This is a genomic window from Kribbella sp., from assembly GCF_035655035.1.
GTDB lineage: Bacteria > Actinomycetota > Actinomycetes > Propionibacteriales > Kribbellaceae > Kribbella.
In genome coordinates this window covers 1-16915 of sequence record NZ_DASRVN010000438.1, presented here as the reverse complement: position 1 = coordinate 16915, position 16915 = coordinate 1, and the positions used below count along the sequence as shown (strand labels likewise).

The following is a 16915-nucleotide window of genomic DNA, read 5'->3' as shown; positions in this document are numbered from 1 at the left end:
CCAGTGCGGTGCTCGACGCGGGTGCCGGCATCGGTGGTACCTCGCGCTACGTCGCCGACCGTTTCGGGTGCGCGGTCACGGCCGTCGACCTCTCGGACGAGTACTGCGAGACGGCGCGGTGGCTCAACGGGCTCGTCGGCCTGGACGACCGGATCGCCGTACGGCGGGCCGACGTGACCGCGCTGCCCTTCGACGACGCCTCGTACGACGTCGTGTTCAGTCAGCACGTCCAGATGAACGTGGCGGACAAGGACGCGCTCTACCGGGAGGCAGCGCGGGTCCTGAAGCCCGGCGGCCGGCTCGCCCTGTGGGATCTGGCCGCCGGCGACGGGCGTCCCCTCGACTACCCGTTGCCGTGGGCCGATACCGCCGCCTACAGCCATCTCCGTACGCCGGAAGCCCTGCGCGCGACGATCGAAGCTGCCGGCTTCACCGTCGAGCACTGGGAGGACCTGACCGAGACGGTCGGAGCGATCATGCGGACGATCCAGGCGCTCCCGCCCAGCCCGCTCGGCCTACAGACGTTCGTACCGAACTTCCGCGACCGCGTCAAACACCTCACCGAGGCCCTGGCGGACGGCCGGGTGCGGGCAATCCAGGCAGTAGGGCGACGGGCAGATGTCTGACTAAAGTCAGAGAATGGGTGTCATGGAGGTGCGGCGGTTCAACCGGATGGTGACGCAGCGGGTCGGGGCGTTGCAGGAGGACTACCTGGCTCGCGGCCGGCCGCTCGGGGCGGACCGGGTGTTGTGGGAGATCGGGACGGACGGGTGCGACGTCCGATCGCTGCGGGCCCGTCTCGATCTCGACTCCGGCTACCTGAGCCGGCTGCTGCGCTCGCTGGAACGCGCCGGGCTGGTGCGGGTCGAGCCCGACGCCGCGGACGCGCGAGTGCGGATGGCCCGGCTGACCGAGGAGGGTCTGGCCGAACGGCAGGTGCTGGACGAGCGGTCGGACGAGCTGGCCGCGTCGATCCTGGAGCCGCTGAGCGAGGTGCAGCAGGAGCGGCTGGTGACTGCGATGGACGAGGTCACGCGCTTGCTGACTGCCTCGATGGTGCGGGTGGCGGCGGTCGATCCACGGCTGCCGGCGGCGCAGTACTGCCTGGCGCAGTACTTCGCTGAGCTCGGCCGCCGGTTCGACGACGGGTTCGATCGCAGCCGGAGTATCTCGGCGGACAACGCCGAACTCACCCCACCGGCCGGGTTGTTGCTGATGGCAACGCTCAGGTCGGAGCCGGTCGGCTGTGGCGCGCTCAAGCTGCAGGGCTCGGATCCGGCCGAGATCAAACGGATGTGGGTGGCACCCGATGCCCGCGGGCTGGGCCTCGGCCGCCGCCTCCTTACCGAGCTCGAACACGCCGCCCTCGCGCACGGTGCCTCCGCCGTACGCCTGGAGACCAACCGCAATCTGAGCGAGGCGATCGCGCTCTACCGCACCTCCGGCTACCAGGAGGTCCCGCGCTTCAACGACGAGCCGTACGCCCACCACTGGTTCGAAAAGCCCCTGCCCGCCTGACCCCGGGTTGGGGAGGATCTCCCGCCCGAATCGGCACGAGATCCTCCCCAACCTCGTGACTACGGCTTCTGGAGTTGGCCGACCAGGCCGTGGGACTCGTGGTCGGTGCCGGCGGAGAACCACAGGACGTCGGGGCCGCCGGTGGTCGGTGTGCCTTGGAGCAGGGCCCACAGGCCGTCGATCACGAGCGTCTTGCCGGTGGTGTCGCGGACCTGGCCGGCGGGCTCGAAGCGGTGCCGCGACCGGGGTACCAGGACGTTGATCCGGCCGTCGCCGAAGTTCCCGACCAGGAGCGTGCCTTCCGGTGCACCCCAGCTCTCCGGAGCCATCGCGAGGCCCCACGGCGCGTTCAGCGAGCCGCGGGTGGCGACCCGGGTGATCAGCCTGCCGCCGGTGCTGAACTCGTCGACGAACCCGCGGCCGCGGCCGTCGATCTCGTCACCGGTCTTCGCGTTGACCTTGGCGTACGACACGAAAATCCGGCCGTCCAGCGCCTGCACGTTGAACGGGCCGTACGACGCCGGCACGTGCCGGTCGCGGAACGCCCACGCGGGCAGCTTCACCGGCTTGAACGAGCTGTCGAACACGTCGATCCGGTGCTGCGTGAAGTTGGCGGCGTACAGCTGGTTCGCGGCCAGCGCCAGGCCCTTGTACTTGGCGCCGGGCGTGGTGGCCTTGATCTCGGCCGCGCCCATCGGCGGGTCGACCGCCCGGCTCCAGGCCGCGATCTGACCGGTCTCCGTGGCGAAGATGAAGTTCGCGGGTGCGCTGGTGGTGCCGTTGCTCAGGACGAACCCGGTGCCGGGGTTGTTGACCTGCCCGGTCGGCGACGGCATCGTCGGCCGGATCGCCGACACCTTCGTGGCGGTGCCCGAGCCCGGCGCGGACGAGTACAGCGTCGACGCCGACGTACCGTTGTCGGACACCCACAGCGGGGTGGTCGCGCCGAGCGACAGACCCCACGGGTTCACCAGGTCGGGATCCTGGAGTACCGCCTTGCCGGCCTGGTCGGAGACAAGATTGACCTGCCGTACGGCGAGCTCGTGCGACGGACCGTGTGCGTCGGCGGCCGCGGGCGTAACCAGTGCGAGACTCCCGGCGAACGCGGTGGCAACTGCAAGTGCGCGCAAAGACATGACACTCCCCCTGGATCGAGATGTGGACGTCCTCGATACGTGCCGGACCCGCGCCCGGTTCAAGGCCACTTGCACCAGAACTGGATCTGGTCCGCGCACGTGGCGGCTGATTAGCGTCGGGGGTATGAGGATTCGCGTGGTGGATGCGTTTGCCGACGGACCGTTCGCGGGCAACCCGGCCGGGGTGTGCGTACTCGAGGCCGGGCCCTGGCCGGACGACAGCTGGATGCAGAGTGTCGCGGCGGAAATGAAACACGCGGAGACCGCGTTCGTGCGGCCGTCGGACGGCGCCGAGGCGGAATGGGATCTGCGCTGGTTCACGCCGGCGAAGGAGGTCGTGCTCTGCGGGCACGCGACCCTCGCCACCGCTCACGTGCTCGCGCTGAAGGGCAAGACCTCGTTCGCGACCCTGAGCGGGGTGCTGGTCGCCGACGTCGCGGAGGACGGGATCACGCTCGACTTCCCGGTCAACCGGCCGATCGCCACTCCGGTCCCGGACGGACTCGAGGCAGCCCTGGAGGTGGAGGCTGTCGAGGCGTACGTCACCGGGGAGCTCCGCGACCTGCTGGTCGTCGTACGGGACGAGGCGACGGTGCGTGCGGTGGTCCCGCAGTACGACGAGATCGCGGCGATCACCGACCGGGACAAGCTGCGCGGCGTGATCGTGACAGCACGGGGAAACGAGTACGACTTCGTGTCGCGGTTCTTCGCGCCGGGCAGCGGAATCCCGGAGGACCCGGTGACCGGGAGCGCGCACACGGGCCTCGCGCCGTACTGGGCCGGGCGCCTCGGGCGGGACGCGCTGGTCGGCTACCAGGCGTCCGCCCGCGGCGGCGTGGTGCAGGTCGTCCTGGACGGCGAGCGCGTCTACCTCAAGGGGTCCGCCGTCACCGTCCTGGACGGCGAGCTCCTCGTCTAGGCCCAGGTCTCGGCGTGGGTGGCGACGCCGTTCGGGGCGATGAGTTCGGTGAGGACGTCCTCGGCGTCGGGGTCCAGTGGTTCGAAGGGCGGCTCGGGGACGACGTACGCCCGGGCGCCGGCGATCAGCTCGGTGCCGGGTAGTTCGAACCAGGCCTCGCCGACCTCGCGGCTGATCTCGTAGATCGCCTGCTCGGCGTTGTCCACCGGCTCGCGGTCGCCGGACTCGTCCAGCTCGGCCGGGTGCCGTTCCTGCGCGGCCCGGCCGGCCTCCAGGAGTTCGTCCAGGTCGACGACCCGGAGGTCGAAGCGCGACACCACGCTGATCAGCTGGTCCGGCTCGGCCGCCTCGTCGTCCTCGTCCTCGACCGAGTCGTCGAGCAGCAGCGCCGTCGTACCGGTGTGTTCGAAGACGGCGTCGTTCCAGTCCTCGACCACGCCTTCGAGCGCCGCGTTGTGCTCGAACAGCGTGGTGTGGTCCTCGTCGCCGGTCATCGCGACCAGCGCGTCGGTGTGCGCCTGCAGCCGCTCGGCGAGTTTGCGGCTGGCCTCGGCGAGCGCGGCCCGGGTCTCCGCGGAGAAGAACTGCTCGGCGGGGGTGTCCAGTTCAGTCACGTGCGGAATCTTTCCTTCACTGTCGGTGGAGATACCAGCCGTAAGTATGTGAGAGGCCTGTGAGAGCTGCGTCAGCGGGTGTGAGAGACCTGCGAGAACCCTCCTGACGGGGCAATCAGCGAGGTCCAGTAGAGGCGTGAATCCTGAGAACATCGCCGGCCTGGTCGTGGCCGTCGTGCTGGTCCTCTACCTGATCGCCGCCCTGGTCTTCCCCGAGAGGTTCTGATGTCCGACACCGCAGCCGGCCTGTTACAGGTCGGCCTCCTACTCGTGTGCCTGGCGGCGGTCTACCGCCCGTTCGGCGGCTATCTGGCCCGGGTCTACTCGTCCGGCAAGGACCTCCGTGTGGAGCGTTGGACGTACAAGCTGTTCGGGGTCGACTCGAAGGCCGACCAGACCTGGGCGGTGTACGCCCGCTCGCTGCTCGCGTTCTCCGCGCTCAGCGTCGTGCTGCTGTACCTGCTGCAGCGGCTGCAGCACTGGCTGCCGGTGTCGCTCGGCCTGCCGAACGTCGAGTCCGGCCTCGCGTTCAACACCGCGGCGTCGTTCGTGTCGAACACGAACTGGCAGAACTACGTCCCCGAGGCCGTGATGGGTCACCTGGTCCAGTTCGCCGGCCTCGCCGTACAGAACTTCCTCTCCGCGGCGGTCGGCATCACCGTCGCGGTCGCGCTGATCCGCGGCTTCGCCCGGTCCCAGACCGATCGGCTCGGCAACTTCTGGGTCGACCTGGTCCGGACCGTACTGCGGGTGCTGCTGCCGATCGCCGTGGTCGGCACCCTCGCACTGGTCGCGATGGGCGTCGTACAGAACTTCTCCGGCGGGCACGAGGTCACCTCGGTCGTTGGCCAGACCCAGCATCTCCCCGGCGGTACCGTCGCCAGCCAGGAGGTGATCAAGGAACTCGGCACCAACGGCGGTGGGTACTACAACGCGAACTCCGCGCACCCGTACGAGAACCCGAACGGGTTGTCCAACCTGTTCGAGATCTTCCTGCTGCTGCTCATCCCGGTCTGCCTGACGCGGACGTTCGGGGTGATGGTCAGGGACAAGCGCCAGGGCTACGCGATCCTCGGCGTGATGGGCACGATCTGGGGCGCGTTCGTCGTCCTCACGACCCTGTTCGAGGTGCAGGGCGCGGGTACGGCGACCCAGGCGGCCGGCGCGGCGATGGAGGGCAAGGAGACCCGCTTCGGTGAGTGGGCGTCGTCCTTGTTCGCGGTCTCGACGACGGGTACGTCGACGGGCGCGGTGAACTCGATGCACGACTCGTTCACCCCGTTGGGCGGCGGCGTACCGCTGTTCCACATGATGCTCGGCGAGGTGACGCCCGGTGGTACCGGTACCGGTCTGTACGGCATGCTGATGCTCGCCGTCCTGGCCGTGTTCGTCGCGGGCCTGATGGTCGGGCGGACACCGGAGTACCTGAAGAAGAAGATCACCGCCCGCGAGATGAAGCTGGTCTCGCTGTACATCCTGACGACACCGACCTTGGTTCTGGTCGGCGCGTCGATCGCGATGGGACTCGCGTCCGCCCGCGCGTCGATCCTCAACACCGGCAGCCCGCACGGCTTCTCCGAGGTGCTGTACGCGTTCACGTCGGCCGGTAACAACAACGGCAGCGCGTTCGCCGGGATCAGCGCGAACACCCCCTTCTACAACATTGCCCTCGGCCTGGTGATGCTGCTCGGCCGGTTCGTGCCGATCGTCTTCGCCCTCGCGCTGGCAGCCTCGTTCGCCCGGCAGCAGCCGGTACCCGTGACGCAGGGCACGCTGCCCACCCACAAGGCCCTGTTCGTCACGATGCTCGTCGGCGTCGTGCTGATCGTGACCGGCCTGACCTATTTCCCCGCACTGACTCTAGGACCCCTCGCGGAGGGACTGTGACCACGCAGACGATGACCCCGGCTCCGGCACCGAAGCGAGCTCCTGGAACAGATTCAGGGTCGGCGGTGAAGAAGGCGCCGTCGGGTGCGTTCGACCCGAAGCTGCTGCTGACCTCGTTGCCGGACGCCGTCCGCAAGCTCGACCCGCGGGTGATGTGGAAGAACCCGGTGATGTTCGTGGTCGAGGTGGGCGCGGTGGCGTCCACGGTCAAGGCGATCACCGATCCCAGCGTGTTCGTCTGGTGGATCGTGGTCTGGCTCTGGCTGACCGTGATCTTCGCGAACCTGGCCGAGGCGGTCGCCGAGGGCCGGGGCAAGGCGCAGGCCGAGACCCTGCGGCGGGCCAAGACCGAGACCACGGCGCGGCGCCTGACCAAGGACGGTGCCGAGGAGGAGGTTCCGGCCACCCAGTTGCAGCTCGGCGACCGGGTGGTCGTCGAGGCCGGCCAGATCATCCCCGGCGACGGTGACGTCGTCGAGGGCGTGGCGAGCGTCGACGAGTCGGCGATCACCGGCGAGTCGGCACCGGTGATCCGGGAGTCCGGCGGCGACCGGAGCGCGGTCACCGGCGGTACGAAGGTGCTGTCGGACCGGATCGTCGTGAAGATCACCACCCGTCCGGGGGAGAGCTTCATCGACCGGATGATCGCCCTGGTCGAGGGCGCGTCCCGGCAGAAGACGCCGAACGAGATCGCGCTGAACATCCTGCTGGCCAGTCTGACGATCGTGTTCCTGATCGCCACCGCGACGCTGCCGACGTTCGCGAACTACGCGCACACGAACCTGAGCATCGTGATCCTGGTGGCGCTGCTGGTCGCGCTGATCCCGACGACGATCGGCGCGCTGCTGTCCGCGATCGGGATCGCCGGGATGGACCGGCTCGTGCAGCGCAACGTACTGGCGATGTCCGGCCGCGCGGTCGAGGCCGCGGGTGACGTGAACACGCTGCTGCTCGACAAGACCGGCACCATCACGCTCGGGAACCGGCAGGCCGCCGAGTTCATCCCGGTGCAGGGCGTGTCGGACACCGAGCTGGCGGACGCCGCGCAGCTGTCCAGCCTGGCCGACGAGACGCCCGAGGGCCGGTCGATCGTCGTACTGGCGAAGACCGGGTACGGGCTGCGCGAGCGGCACACCGGAGAGTTGCCGCACGCAACGTTCGTGGAGTTCACCGCACAGACCCGGATGAGCGGCGTGGACGTCGACGACCGGCAGGTACGGAAGGGTGCGGCGGGTGCCGTGAACGCGTGGATCGGCCGGCACGGCGGTACGTCGGACGCGCGCCTCGGCGAGATCGTCGACGGTATCTCGGCCTCCGGTGGTACGCCGCTGGTCGTTGCCGAGAGCATCAACGGGACGGCTCGTCCGCTCGGCGTGATCCATCTCAAGGACGTGGTCAAGGAGGGGATGCGGGAGCGGTTCGACCAGATGCGGGCGATGGGCATCCGGACCGTGATGATCACCGGCGACAACGCGCTGACGGCGAAGGCGATCGCCGACGAGGCCGGGGTCGACGACTTCCTGGCCGAGGCGACGCCCGAGGACAAGATGGCGCTGATCAAGAAGGAGCAGGAGGGCGGCCGTCTGGTCGCGATGACCGGTGACGGCACCAACGACGCGCCCGCGCTCGCGCAGGCCGACGTCGGCGTCGCGATGAACACCGGTACGTCGGCCGCGAAGGAGGCCGGCAACATGGTCGACCTGGACTCGAACCCGACCAAGCTGATCGAGATCGTCGAGATCGGCAAGCAGTTGCTGATCACCCGCGGTTCGCTGACCACGTTCTCGATCGCGAACGACGTGGCGAAGTACTTCGCGATCCTGCCGGCGCTGTTCGCCTCGGCGTACCCGGGGCTGGACAAGCTCAACGTCATGGGCCTGCACTCGCCGCAGTCGGCGATCGTGTCCGCGATCGTGTTCAACGCGCTGATCATCGTGCTGCTGGTCCCGCTGGCGCTGCGCGGCGTCCGGTACCGGCCGTCCTCGGCGTCGGCGATGCTGCGCCGCAACCTGCTGATCTACGGCATCGGTGGGCTGATCAGCCCGTTCATCGGCATCAAGCTCCTCGACCTCGTGATCTCGCTGATCCCCGGTCTCCGTTGAAAGGTAGTTGTCAATGACAAGCAGTTTCCGCCGGCTCGCGGTAGCGGCCAAGGCGCTCCTGTTCTTCACGGTCGTCCTCGGGATCGTCTATCCGCTGGTGATGACCGGAGCCGCCCAGGCGCTGTTCCACGGCAACGCGAACGGTTCGATCATCCAGGTGAACGGCAAGGCGGTCGCCTCCGACCTGATCGGCCAGGCGTACACGATGGACAGCGGCACGAAGGACGACAAGGGCAACGCGATCATGGTCGCGGACCCGAAGTGGTTCCAGACCCGTCCGTCGGCGAGCGGGTACGACGCGGCCGCCAGCGGCGGGTCGAACCTCGGTCCGAACAACGCCGACCTGGTCGCCGCGGTCGACACCCGGCGCAAGGCGGTCGCGGCGCTGGAGGGCGTCAACCCGTCCCAGGTCCCGCCGGACGCGGTCACGGCCGGCGCCAGCGGTCTCGATCCGGACATCAGCCCGGCGTACGCCGCTCTGCAGGTCGACCGGGTCGCCCGGGAGCGCGGCCTGAGCGTGCAGGAGGTCCAGAAGCTCGTCAAGGCGAACACCCACGGCCGGGTGCTGGGCTTCCTGGGCGAGCCGACGGTCAACGTGGTCACGCTCAACGCTGCACTGGCCCAGCTGGGCTGAGCTGAGAGCATGGGGACATGAGCAAGGGCGGCCGCGGGGACCTGCGGATTTATCTTGGTGCCGCGCCCGGTGTCGGTAAGACGTACAAGATGCTGGGCGAGGGCCTGCGCCGGCGCGCCCGCGGGACCGACGTGGTGGTCGGGTTCGTCGAGACGCACGGCCGGGTGCACACCGCCGAGATGCTGGAAGGGCTCGAGGTGGTGCCGCGGCGGATCGTCGACTACCGCGGCGCCGGCTTCACCGAGCTCGACCTGGACGCCGTACTGGCCCGGCAGCCCGAGGTCGCGCTGGTCGACGAGCTCGCGCACACGAACATCCCGGGCAGCCGGAACGAGAAGCGCTGGGAGGACATCGAGGAGCTGCTGGCGGCCGGGATCGACGTGATCTCGGCGGTCAACATCCAGCACCTCGAGTCGATCAACGACGTGGTCGAGAAGATCACCGGCGTACCGCAGCAGGAGACGGTCCCGGACCGGGTGGTCCGGGCCGCGGACCAGATCGAGCTGGTCGACATGACGCCGGAGGCGCTGCGCCGGCGGATGGCGCACGGCAACGTGTACGCCGCCGACAAGATCGACGCTGCCCTGGGCAACTACTTCCGGGTCGGCAACCTGTCCGCACTGCGGGAGCTCGCGCTGCTCTGGCTGGCGGACCGGGTGGACGCCGGCCTGCAGCAGTACCGTGCCGAGCACGACATCGACTCCACCTGGGAGGCCCGGGAGCGGGTCGTGGTCGCGCTCACCGGCGGCCCCGAGGGCGAGACCCTGATCCGCCGCGCGGCCCGGATCGCCGCCCGCTCGGCCGGGGGCGACCTGCTCGCCGTCCACGTTGCGCGGTCCGACGGCCTGACCGGCGCGAACCCGAGCAAGCTGGCCCAGCAGCGGAACCTGGTCGAGAAGCTCGGCGGTACGTACCACCAGGTGGTCGGCGACGACATCCCGGCCGCGCTGCTCACCTTCGCGAAGGCGGAGAACGCGACCCAGCTGGTGCTCGGCGGCAGCCGGCGTTCGCGGTTCGGATCGCTGTTCACCGGGCCTGGGATCGGCGCCACCACGATCCGCGATTCGGGCGAGATCGACGTACACATCGTCACGCACTCGCTGATGGGCCGGGGACGGCTGCCGCGGCCGCGGGGGAGCCTGTCGCGGCGCCGGAAGATCCAGGGTTTCGTCCTCGCCGTCGTCCTGCAACCACTGCTCGCGCTGGTCCTCGGGCTGGGCGGCGACACGCTCAACCTGACCAGCAACGTGCTGGCATTCCTGTTCGCGGTCGTGGTCGTCGCGCTGGTCGGCGGGATGTGGCCGGCGATGCTGACCGCGATCGGCGGGTCGCTGGTACTGAACTGGTTCTTCACCCCGCCGAAGCGGACGTTCACGATCGCCGACGTGAACAACGCCCTCGCACTGCTCACCTTCATCCTGGTCGCGGGGATGGTCAGTACCGTCGTCGACCGGGCGGCCCGGCGGACCCGGCAGGCGGCCCGGGCAGCCGCGGAATCGGAGACGCTCGCGACCCTGGCCGGTTCGGTACTGCGTGGCGAGACCGCGTTGCCCGCCCTGCTGGACCGGGTCCGGGAGGCGTTCGGGATGACCGGCGCGTGCCTGATGGAGCGGGTCGACGACGACGAGCTGACCGAGGAATGGCGGCCGCTCGCGTCGGCCGGCGTACTGACCTGCACCCGTCCGGAGGAGGCCGACGCGGAGATCCCGGCGCGCGACGATCTGGTGCTGGTGCTGCAAGGACATCAGCTGGAGGCGGACGAGCGGCGGCTGGTCGGCGCGTTCGCGGCGCACGCGGCCGCGCTCGTCGACCGCGCCCGGCTCAGCGAGGCGGCCGCGGAGGCGAAGCCGCTGGCCGAGGCCGACAAGTTGCGTACTGCGTTGCTCCGGGCGGTCGGGCACGACCTGCGCTCCCCGCTGGCGTCGGCGAAGGCGTCGGTGACCTCGCTGCGCAGCGACGACGTGGAGTGGAGCGAGTCCGAGCGGGCCGAGCTGCTGGAGACCGCGGACGAGTCGCTGGACCGGCTCTCGCGGCTCGTGGACAACCTGCTGGACCTCAGTCGCCTGCAGGCCGGCGTACTCCCGGTGTTCACGCGGCCGATGGCGCTCGACGAGATCCTTCCCGGCGTACTGTCCGAGCTCGGCGAGAACGCGGACCGCGTGACCGTCGACATCCCGCACACGCTGCCGCTGGTCGAGGCGGATCCGGCGCTGCTGGAGCGGGTGGTCGCGAACCTGCTGGCGAACGCGATCCGTTACTCGCCGCCCGGCCGGCCGCCGCTGGTCACCGGGAGCGCGCTCGGCGCCACCGTCGAGATCCGGGTGATCGACCGCGGGCCGGGCATCCCGCAGCAGCACCGGGACCGGGTGTTCGCGCCGTTCCAGCGGCTCGGCGACACCGACAACACGGTCGGCGTCGGGCTCGGGCTGGCGCTCGCCCGCGGACTCGCCGAGGCGATGCACGGCACCTTGCAGCCCGAGGACACGCCAGGTGGTGGACTGACCATGGTGGTCGCGATCCCGGCCGCCGCCGCGCGCCCCGACGTACCCGTCCCCGGCGCCCGGGAGCGGTCCGAACAGGAAGGGGCCCATGACCAGGGTCTTGGTGGTTGACGACGAGCCGCAGATCGTGCGGGCGTTGCAGATCAACCTGAAGGCGCGGGGGTACGAGGTGCACCTGGCCGGCACCGGTACGTCGGCGTTGAAGGTGGCCGCGCAGCACCCGCCGGAGCTGGTGATCCTGGACCTCGGGCTGCCGGACTTCGACGGCGTCGAGGTGATCCGCGGCCTGCGTGGCTGGACCGACGCGCCGATCCTGGTGCTGTCCGGGCGCGCCGACCAGACCGACAAGGTGGAGGCGCTGGACGCCGGTGCCGACGACTACGTGACGAAGCCGTTCGGGATCGACGAGCTGCTGGCCCGGATGCGCGCCGTACTGCGGCGCAGCAACCTCGCGCAGGACCAGCCGATGGTGATGGTCGGCGGCGCGGTGGTCGACCTGTCCGCGAAGCGCGTCACGCTGGAGAACGGCGAGGACATCCGCCTCACCCCGACCGAGTGGCACCTGCTGGAGGTGCTCGTCCGCAACCCCGGCAAGCTACTGTCCCAACGCCAGCTGCTGACCGAGGTCTGGGGCCCCGGCTACGAGACCGCGAGCGGCAACCTGCGCTTCTACATGGGCCAGCTCCGCCGCAAACTCGAACCCGACCCCGCCCGCCCGAAGCACCTCCTCACCGAACCGGGCATGGGCTACCGCTTCGAGCCGTAAGTCCGATTCGTTCAAGACAGGGCGGGCCGGCCTGCGGGAGGGTGTGGGCATGGACATGTACACGGCAGGACGGGACTTCGTACGGCGGGATGCTCGGGTGCTCGAGCGGCGGCTGTTCGCGACGGTGTTCGAGGGGGCGCAGGCGCAGGGCGTGGTGGACGCGCTGCGCGGATTCCAGAACGCCGACGGTGGGTTCGGGTGGGGGCTGGAGCCGGACAAACGGTGCCCGGACAGCCTGCCGCTCGACGTCGAGGTCGCGTTCGACACCTTGCTCGCGGCCGGTGCCCGCGACGACGACATGGTGCGGCGGGCGGTCGACTGGCTTGCCTCGGTCGCGACCCCGGACGGCGCCGTACCGCTGTGCGGCCCGGCCGTCGAGGGCTACCCGCGCGCGGAGCACATGACCGAGTGGACGTACCAGCCGGGCCTGAACCCGACCGCCGGGCTGGTCGCTCGGCTGTACAAGCTAGGCATCGAGCACCCGTGGCGGGACAAGGCCGCCGCCTGGTGCGAGGCCGAACTGGCGAACGGCCTCCCGGAGGACGCGCACGGCCTGCACGAAGTACTCGAGTTCCTCGAACACCGCGGCAAAGCCGACCTCGACCGGGTCCGCGAGTGGCTCCCGAAGCTCCAGAACTACCGCGCCGACGCGAACGACCCGTCGTACGGCGTGACGCCACTCGGCCTCGCGCCGACGCCGGACAGCGTGTGGCGCCCGCTCTTCACCGACGAACAGCTCGACGCCCACCTCGACCGCCTGATCGCCGACCAGCAGCCCGACGGCGGCTGGGCCATCACCTGGGAACCGCCGGGCCCCGCCGCCACCCTCGAGTACCGCGGCATCGTCACCGTCGGCGCGCTCCGCACCTTGAAGGCCTACAACCGCCTCTGAGCTGGTCTGTGTACCGAAGAACGGGTAGTGGTCCCGGACTCTTGGCCACGACGGTAACCGCTGAGCGTGACCGCCGCGTGCAGAGCCGACCACTACCCGTTCTTCGGTACGCCTAGCCGGATTCAGCCGGGTGTTCGACCTGGCGATCGCCCCACTGGGTGAGCAGACCGCGGGCGATTTCCAGGTCCTCGCGGAGTGAGCGGTCGGCCAGGTCGCCCGGCAGCGCGGCGAGCGCGTCGGCCAGCCAGGGACTGACGGCGGCGGGGGACAGGTCGTCGGGGGTCATCCCGGCAAGCCGGATCGCGCGGACGGCGGTGACCAGCTCGCTCGCTAGGACCTCGCGGAGCGCGTCCAGCAGCTGCTTGGTCAGTACGGCGGCCTGCGGGGCGAAGCTCGCGTGCAGCTCGGCACCGCGGGACAACGTCGCCGTACCGAGGGTCGCGGGCTGGGCGGCGGACCGGACCGCGGCGAGCGCGTCGTGGGCGACGTACTCGATCATCATCACGCCGGAGCTCGCCTCGGCGCCGCTGGCCAGGAACCGGCTCAGGCCGCTGTAGTCCGGGTCGACCAGGTTCGCGACCCGGGTGGTGGACAGGGTCGCGACGCTGTGCAGGCTGAGCCGGAGCGAGTCCAGCGCGAGCGCGATCGGCATCGCGTGCCAGTTGCCGTTGTGCAGCACGGTGTCGCCGGCCACCAGCGGGTTCTCCGCGGCGGCGTTGATGTCGATCCGCACACTGTTGCCCAGGGCATCGGAATGGTCGACCGCGGGTCCGAGTACCTGCGCGAACGCCCGCAGGCCGAACGGATCCTGGACGCGGAGCGGCGTCAGCGGGAGGCCGTCGAGCAGGTCGCGCATCCTCCTGGCGACCCGGACCTGCCCGGGTTGCGGGCGAGCCTCGTGGACGCGGACGTCGTACACCTCGGCGTTGCCGCGGAGCGCGACATGCGTGAGCGCGCCGACCAGCGGTACGACCTCGATCAGCGTGGCGGCCTCGACGTACGCCAGGCAGCACTCGGCCAGCGTGAACGCGTTGCTGGACAGCAGCGGGAGCGCGCTGGTGCCGTCGATGACGTCGCCGAGGGCGAGCCCGAGTTCGGCGAGCGGGCCGAGGTCGCCGGTACCGATCGCGCCGCCGCGGTGCAGGTCGGGCAGGTCGTCGTCGTTGAGCAGGCCGACGATCGCGTCGGCGACCGCCGGCTCGAGCCCGGAGCCGCCGGCCGCCAGCTGGTTCACCCGGATCAGCAGACCGAGCCGGACCACGTCCTTCGGGTACGACGTCGTACCGGTGGTGGAGTGTGACGCCAGCAGCCGGGCGCCGTGCTCCGGGTCGGACGTGAGCACGTCCCGGTTCGCCCCGACGCCGGTCGTCCGCCCGTACACCGGCCGTCGCCGCGCCACCTCGGCCACCACCTGCGCCGACTCCCGCATCCGCTTCCGCGCGTCGTCACCCAGCCGCACCGCCGTACGCCGCTGCCCCAAGGCCACGGCATCGAGCGGTGCCAGCCCGGCACCCGTGAGCTCGACCGGTTCCATCCCCACAGTGTGAAACCCGCACCCCGCCGACAGCTATCTGCCGCGCTGATCCCCCGTCTCGAATCCGAGACGCTCGGACCTGGGGAGGATCTTGTCCCGAATCGGGCGCAAAATCCTCCCCAGCCCGGGGGTCGCGCGAAAGAAGACAGCCCGTCAGTTGCCTGACGGGCTGTGGGTCACTTCTGGCCGTAGCGCCTCTTGAACTTCTCCACGCGGCCCTGGGTGTCCATCACGCGCTGCTGGCCCGTGTAGAACGGGTGGCTCGCGGACGAGATCTCGACGTCGACGACGGGATAGGTGTTCCCGTCCTCCCAGACGACGGTCTCGTTGCTCTCGCGGGTCGAACCGGTGAGGAAGCTGAAGTTGCCGGACTTGTCCCGGAAGACGACCCGGCGGTAGTCGGGGTGGATGTCCTTCTTCATGCTGCGGTACTTCCTTCCAAGTAGGGAGCGAACGGATCGGTCAGGGGGTGTACCGCTTCGTCCGCACGGAGTACACAACCGTCGAGGCGCTCCTGTAATTCCCGGACGTCCAGCGCGGGGCCGGTCAGCGACAGGTACGACGCGCGGTCGCCGTACTCGGGATGCCACTCGAGCGCGGACCGGGCCTGGTGCTGCTGCCCGACCGCCGGCCAGCGGTCCGCCGGGAGGTCGACCAGCCACGGGCCGAGGACGCCGAACGCGACGTTCGTCCCGAAGCTGTCCCAGCTCAGCCGGTAGCGGTGCTGGGTCGCGATCCACAGGGTGCCGCGGCCGCGGACGGTGCCGGCGACCAGGTCCTCGAGGGCGTCGTACAGGCGCTCGGGGTGGAACGGCCGGACCGCCTGCCAGACGAACGTCAGCCCGTCCACCGGCGCGGCGATCGAGCCGGGCTCGATGGTGCGGGGGAGTTGCGGGTGTACTTGCAGGAGTCCTGCGGGGCTGGTCCGGGTCGACAGCCTCGGGTTGATCGCCCGGAGCAGGCCTTCGGTGCGGTCGTCGGCGGTGCGGTTGTCGGTGGTGCGGTTGTCGGTGGTGCTGAGGACGGCGGCGTCGGCGTACTCGAGCTGCCGTACGACGACCTCCGCGGTCGCGCGCCCGTCCTCGGCCGCGGTCGGGATGCCGCGTTCGCGGAGCAGGTCCTCGCCCTGTACGTCGGTGAGGACGGTCGTGGTGTCGACGCTGGTGACGACCAGGGCGACGCGGAGGTCGGGGTGCTGGTCGACCTCGGTCGTGATCGCGTGGGTATCGCCGGCGGCCGGGACGTTGACGATCGCCACGTCGTACCGCTCGACGGCCGCGATGCCGGCGAGCAGCTGAACGAGGGAGCCGCGCATCGCGCAGGACACGCACGGGTGGCTCATCGTGATCACCTCGCGGTCGATCACGCCCGCGGCGGTCCGGGCGGTACGGACGACGGCGCTCAGGTCGCGTACGTCGTACTCCACCAGAACGCCCCTGGGGCCGGCCTCGGCCAGCAGATTCCCCGCGACGGCGCCCCGGAACCCGTCGTCGAGCCCCGTCAGCAAGGTCACCGGCAGCATCGACCCTCCCTCTTATTGAAAACGATAACCACTACAACGTACCCTGTCCGGCGGAATGCCCGCCACCCCGACGGCGTTCTGGTAGACAACAGAAAGGACAGCATGGCCAAGCGCAACGACCTCCGCCCCATCGTCAAACTCCGCAGCACCGCCGGCACCGGCTACACCTACGTAACGCGCAAGAACCGCCGCAACAATCCCGATCGGCTGGTAATCCGCAAGTACGACCCCACTCTCCGCGCCCACACCGACTTCCGCGAAGAGCGCTAGATGGCCACCGCGGCGAAGATCGCCAGGAACAACCACCGCCGACGCGTCGCGTCTCACCACGCACCCCGCCGCGCAACCCTCAAGGCGATTATCGCCGCCCCCGCTACGCCGCCCGAGGCCCGCGCCGAAGCCCAGCGGAGTCTCCAGCAACTCCCGAGAGACGCCAGCCCCACCCGCATCCGCAACCGAGACACCACCGACGGCCGGCCCCGCGGGTACATAGGCAAAGCCGGCCTCTCCAGAATCCACTTCCGCGAACTAGCCCACCGAGGCGAACTCCCCGGAATCACAAAGTCGTCCTGGTAGCACGCGAGCGAACCGCGGTCGTCGAGTCGTGGGAATCAGCTGGCGAAACCCAGCCACAGTCCAGCCTCCGCGCCCGGCACGATCTCCCGCTCCCGGTGTCGCGTCCGGTCCTGGTACGCCTCGCGTAGTGCCTCGCCCGTCAGTTCTTAACCGCCGTAGTACCCCGCCTGTTGGTTCTAGCCGTGGAGGCGGCGGGTTAGGGCTTTGGCGGCTTGGCGGATTTTGTGGGCCAGGTGGGGGCGGTCGGTGGGTGGGACCGTGTCGGTGCGGAAGGTGACGCTGATGGCGGCTACCGGGTGGCCGGCGTGGTCTAC

The 16915-nt window shown here is 70.0% G+C and carries 17 protein-coding genes; 12 read left to right on the top strand and 5 right to left on the bottom strand.

Annotated features, from left to right (window positions below):
• The coding region (locus VFF46_RS24215; RefSeq protein WP_325039490.1) for a class I SAM-dependent methyltransferase at nucleotides 1–626 on the top strand (626 nt) is incomplete at its 5' end.
• A 13-nt stretch (nucleotides 627–639) separates the two neighbouring features.
• Nucleotides 640–1518 (top strand): MarR family winged helix-turn-helix transcriptional regulator, encoded by an 879-nt coding sequence (locus tag VFF46_RS24210; protein ID WP_325039489.1) that lies wholly within the window; start codon nucleotides 640–642, stop codon nucleotides 1516–1518.
• Nucleotides 1519–1577: 59 nt separating this feature from the next.
• Here the strand turns inward: VFF46_RS24210 and VFF46_RS24205 are convergent, their stop codons facing one another.
• Nucleotides 1578–2654: a TIGR03118 family protein gene (locus VFF46_RS24205; protein WP_325039488.1), complete on the bottom strand. Its 1077-nt coding sequence runs from the start codon at nucleotides 2652–2654 to the stop codon at nucleotides 1578–1580.
• Nucleotides 2655–2778: 124 nt separating this feature from the next.
• On the opposite strand from VFF46_RS24205, the gene VFF46_RS24200 reads away from it, so the two are divergent.
• Entirely contained in the window at nucleotides 2779–3573 is a 795-nt protein-coding gene (locus tag VFF46_RS24200) for a PhzF family phenazine biosynthesis protein (RefSeq protein WP_325039487.1), read from the top strand.
• On the opposite strand, the gene VFF46_RS24195 is transcribed toward VFF46_RS24200, so the two are convergent.
• On the bottom strand, nucleotides 3570–4187 hold the full coding sequence (locus VFF46_RS24195; protein ID WP_325039486.1) for a hypothetical protein: 618 nt from the start codon (nucleotides 4185–4187) through the stop codon (nucleotides 3570–3572). The genes VFF46_RS24200 and VFF46_RS24195 overlap by 4 nt on opposite strands.
• A 136-nt stretch (nucleotides 4188–4323) precedes the next feature.
• Here VFF46_RS24195 and kdpF point away from each other — a divergent pair, with 136 nt between their 5' ends.
• The 7 genes from kdpF to VFF46_RS24160 are packed head-to-tail and all read left to right on the top strand — an operon-like array spanning nucleotide 4324 to nucleotide 12969.
• Nucleotides 4324–4413 (top strand): K(+)-transporting ATPase subunit F, encoded by a 90-nt coding sequence (gene kdpF / locus VFF46_RS24190; protein WP_325039485.1) that lies wholly within the window; start codon nucleotides 4324–4326, stop codon nucleotides 4411–4413.
• On the top strand, nucleotides 4413–6074 hold the full coding sequence (gene kdpA, locus VFF46_RS24185) for a potassium-transporting ATPase subunit KdpA (protein WP_325039484.1): 1662 nt from the start codon (nucleotides 4413–4415) through the stop codon (nucleotides 6072–6074). The genes kdpF and kdpA overlap by 1 nt, the downstream gene beginning before the upstream one ends.
• A gap of 11 nt (nucleotides 6075–6085) precedes the next feature.
• Nucleotides 6086–8176, top strand: coding sequence for a potassium-transporting ATPase subunit KdpB (kdpB, locus tag VFF46_RS24180; RefSeq protein ID WP_325039491.1), 2091 nt, complete (start codon nucleotides 6086–6088; stop codon nucleotides 8174–8176).
• Nucleotides 8177–8189: 13 nt separating this feature from the next.
• Complete coding sequence (kdpC, locus tag VFF46_RS24175) at nucleotides 8190–8810, top strand: K(+)-transporting ATPase subunit C (protein ID WP_414673085.1); 621 nt, start codon at nucleotides 8190–8192, stop codon at nucleotides 8808–8810.
• A gap of 17 nt (nucleotides 8811–8827) precedes the next feature.
• Nucleotides 8828–11422 carry a sensor histidine kinase gene (locus VFF46_RS24170; RefSeq protein WP_325039482.1) on the top strand — a complete coding sequence of 865 codons (2595 nt, stop codon included), beginning with the start codon at nucleotides 8828–8830 and terminating at the stop codon, nucleotides 11420–11422.
• Nucleotides 11400–12077 (top strand): response regulator, encoded by a 678-nt coding sequence (locus VFF46_RS24165; protein WP_325039481.1) that lies wholly within the window; start codon nucleotides 11400–11402, stop codon nucleotides 12075–12077. Before VFF46_RS24170 ends, VFF46_RS24165 begins: the two co-directional genes overlap by 23 nt.
• Before the next feature lie 49 nt (nucleotides 12078–12126).
• Nucleotides 12127–12969, top strand: coding sequence for a hypothetical protein (locus VFF46_RS24160; RefSeq protein WP_325039480.1), 843 nt, complete (start codon nucleotides 12127–12129; stop codon nucleotides 12967–12969).
• A gap of 112 nt (nucleotides 12970–13081) precedes the next feature.
• Here the strand turns inward: VFF46_RS24160 and VFF46_RS24155 are convergent, their stop codons facing one another.
• From VFF46_RS24155 to VFF46_RS24145, 3 genes are all read right to left on the bottom strand, one after another.
• On the bottom strand, nucleotides 13082–14503 hold the full coding sequence (locus VFF46_RS24155) for an aromatic amino acid ammonia-lyase (protein WP_325039479.1): 1422 nt from the start codon (nucleotides 14501–14503) through the stop codon (nucleotides 13082–13084).
• Between the two features lie 176 nt (nucleotides 14504–14679).
• The gene (locus VFF46_RS24150) at nucleotides 14680–14925 is read right to left on the bottom strand and encodes a type B 50S ribosomal protein L31 (RefSeq protein WP_325039478.1); all 246 of its coding nucleotides are present in this window, start codon (nucleotides 14923–14925) and stop codon (nucleotides 14680–14682) included.
• Nucleotides 14922–16025, bottom strand: coding sequence for a GTP-binding protein (locus VFF46_RS24145; protein WP_325039477.1), 1104 nt, complete (start codon nucleotides 16023–16025; stop codon nucleotides 14922–14924). Before VFF46_RS24145 ends, VFF46_RS24150 begins: the two co-directional genes overlap by 4 nt.
• 102 nt (nucleotides 16026–16127) lie before the next feature.
• Here VFF46_RS24145 and rpmG point away from each other — a divergent pair, with 102 nt between their 5' ends.
• Nucleotides 16128–16295, top strand: coding sequence for a 50S ribosomal protein L33 (rpmG, locus tag VFF46_RS24140; RefSeq protein ID WP_325039476.1), 168 nt, complete (start codon nucleotides 16128–16130; stop codon nucleotides 16293–16295).
• Nucleotides 16296–16601, top strand: a complete 306-nt coding sequence (rpsN, locus tag VFF46_RS24135) for a 30S ribosomal protein S14 (protein WP_325039475.1) — start codon at nucleotides 16296–16298, stop codon at nucleotides 16599–16601.
• Nucleotides 16602–16915: the final 314 nt, after the last annotated feature.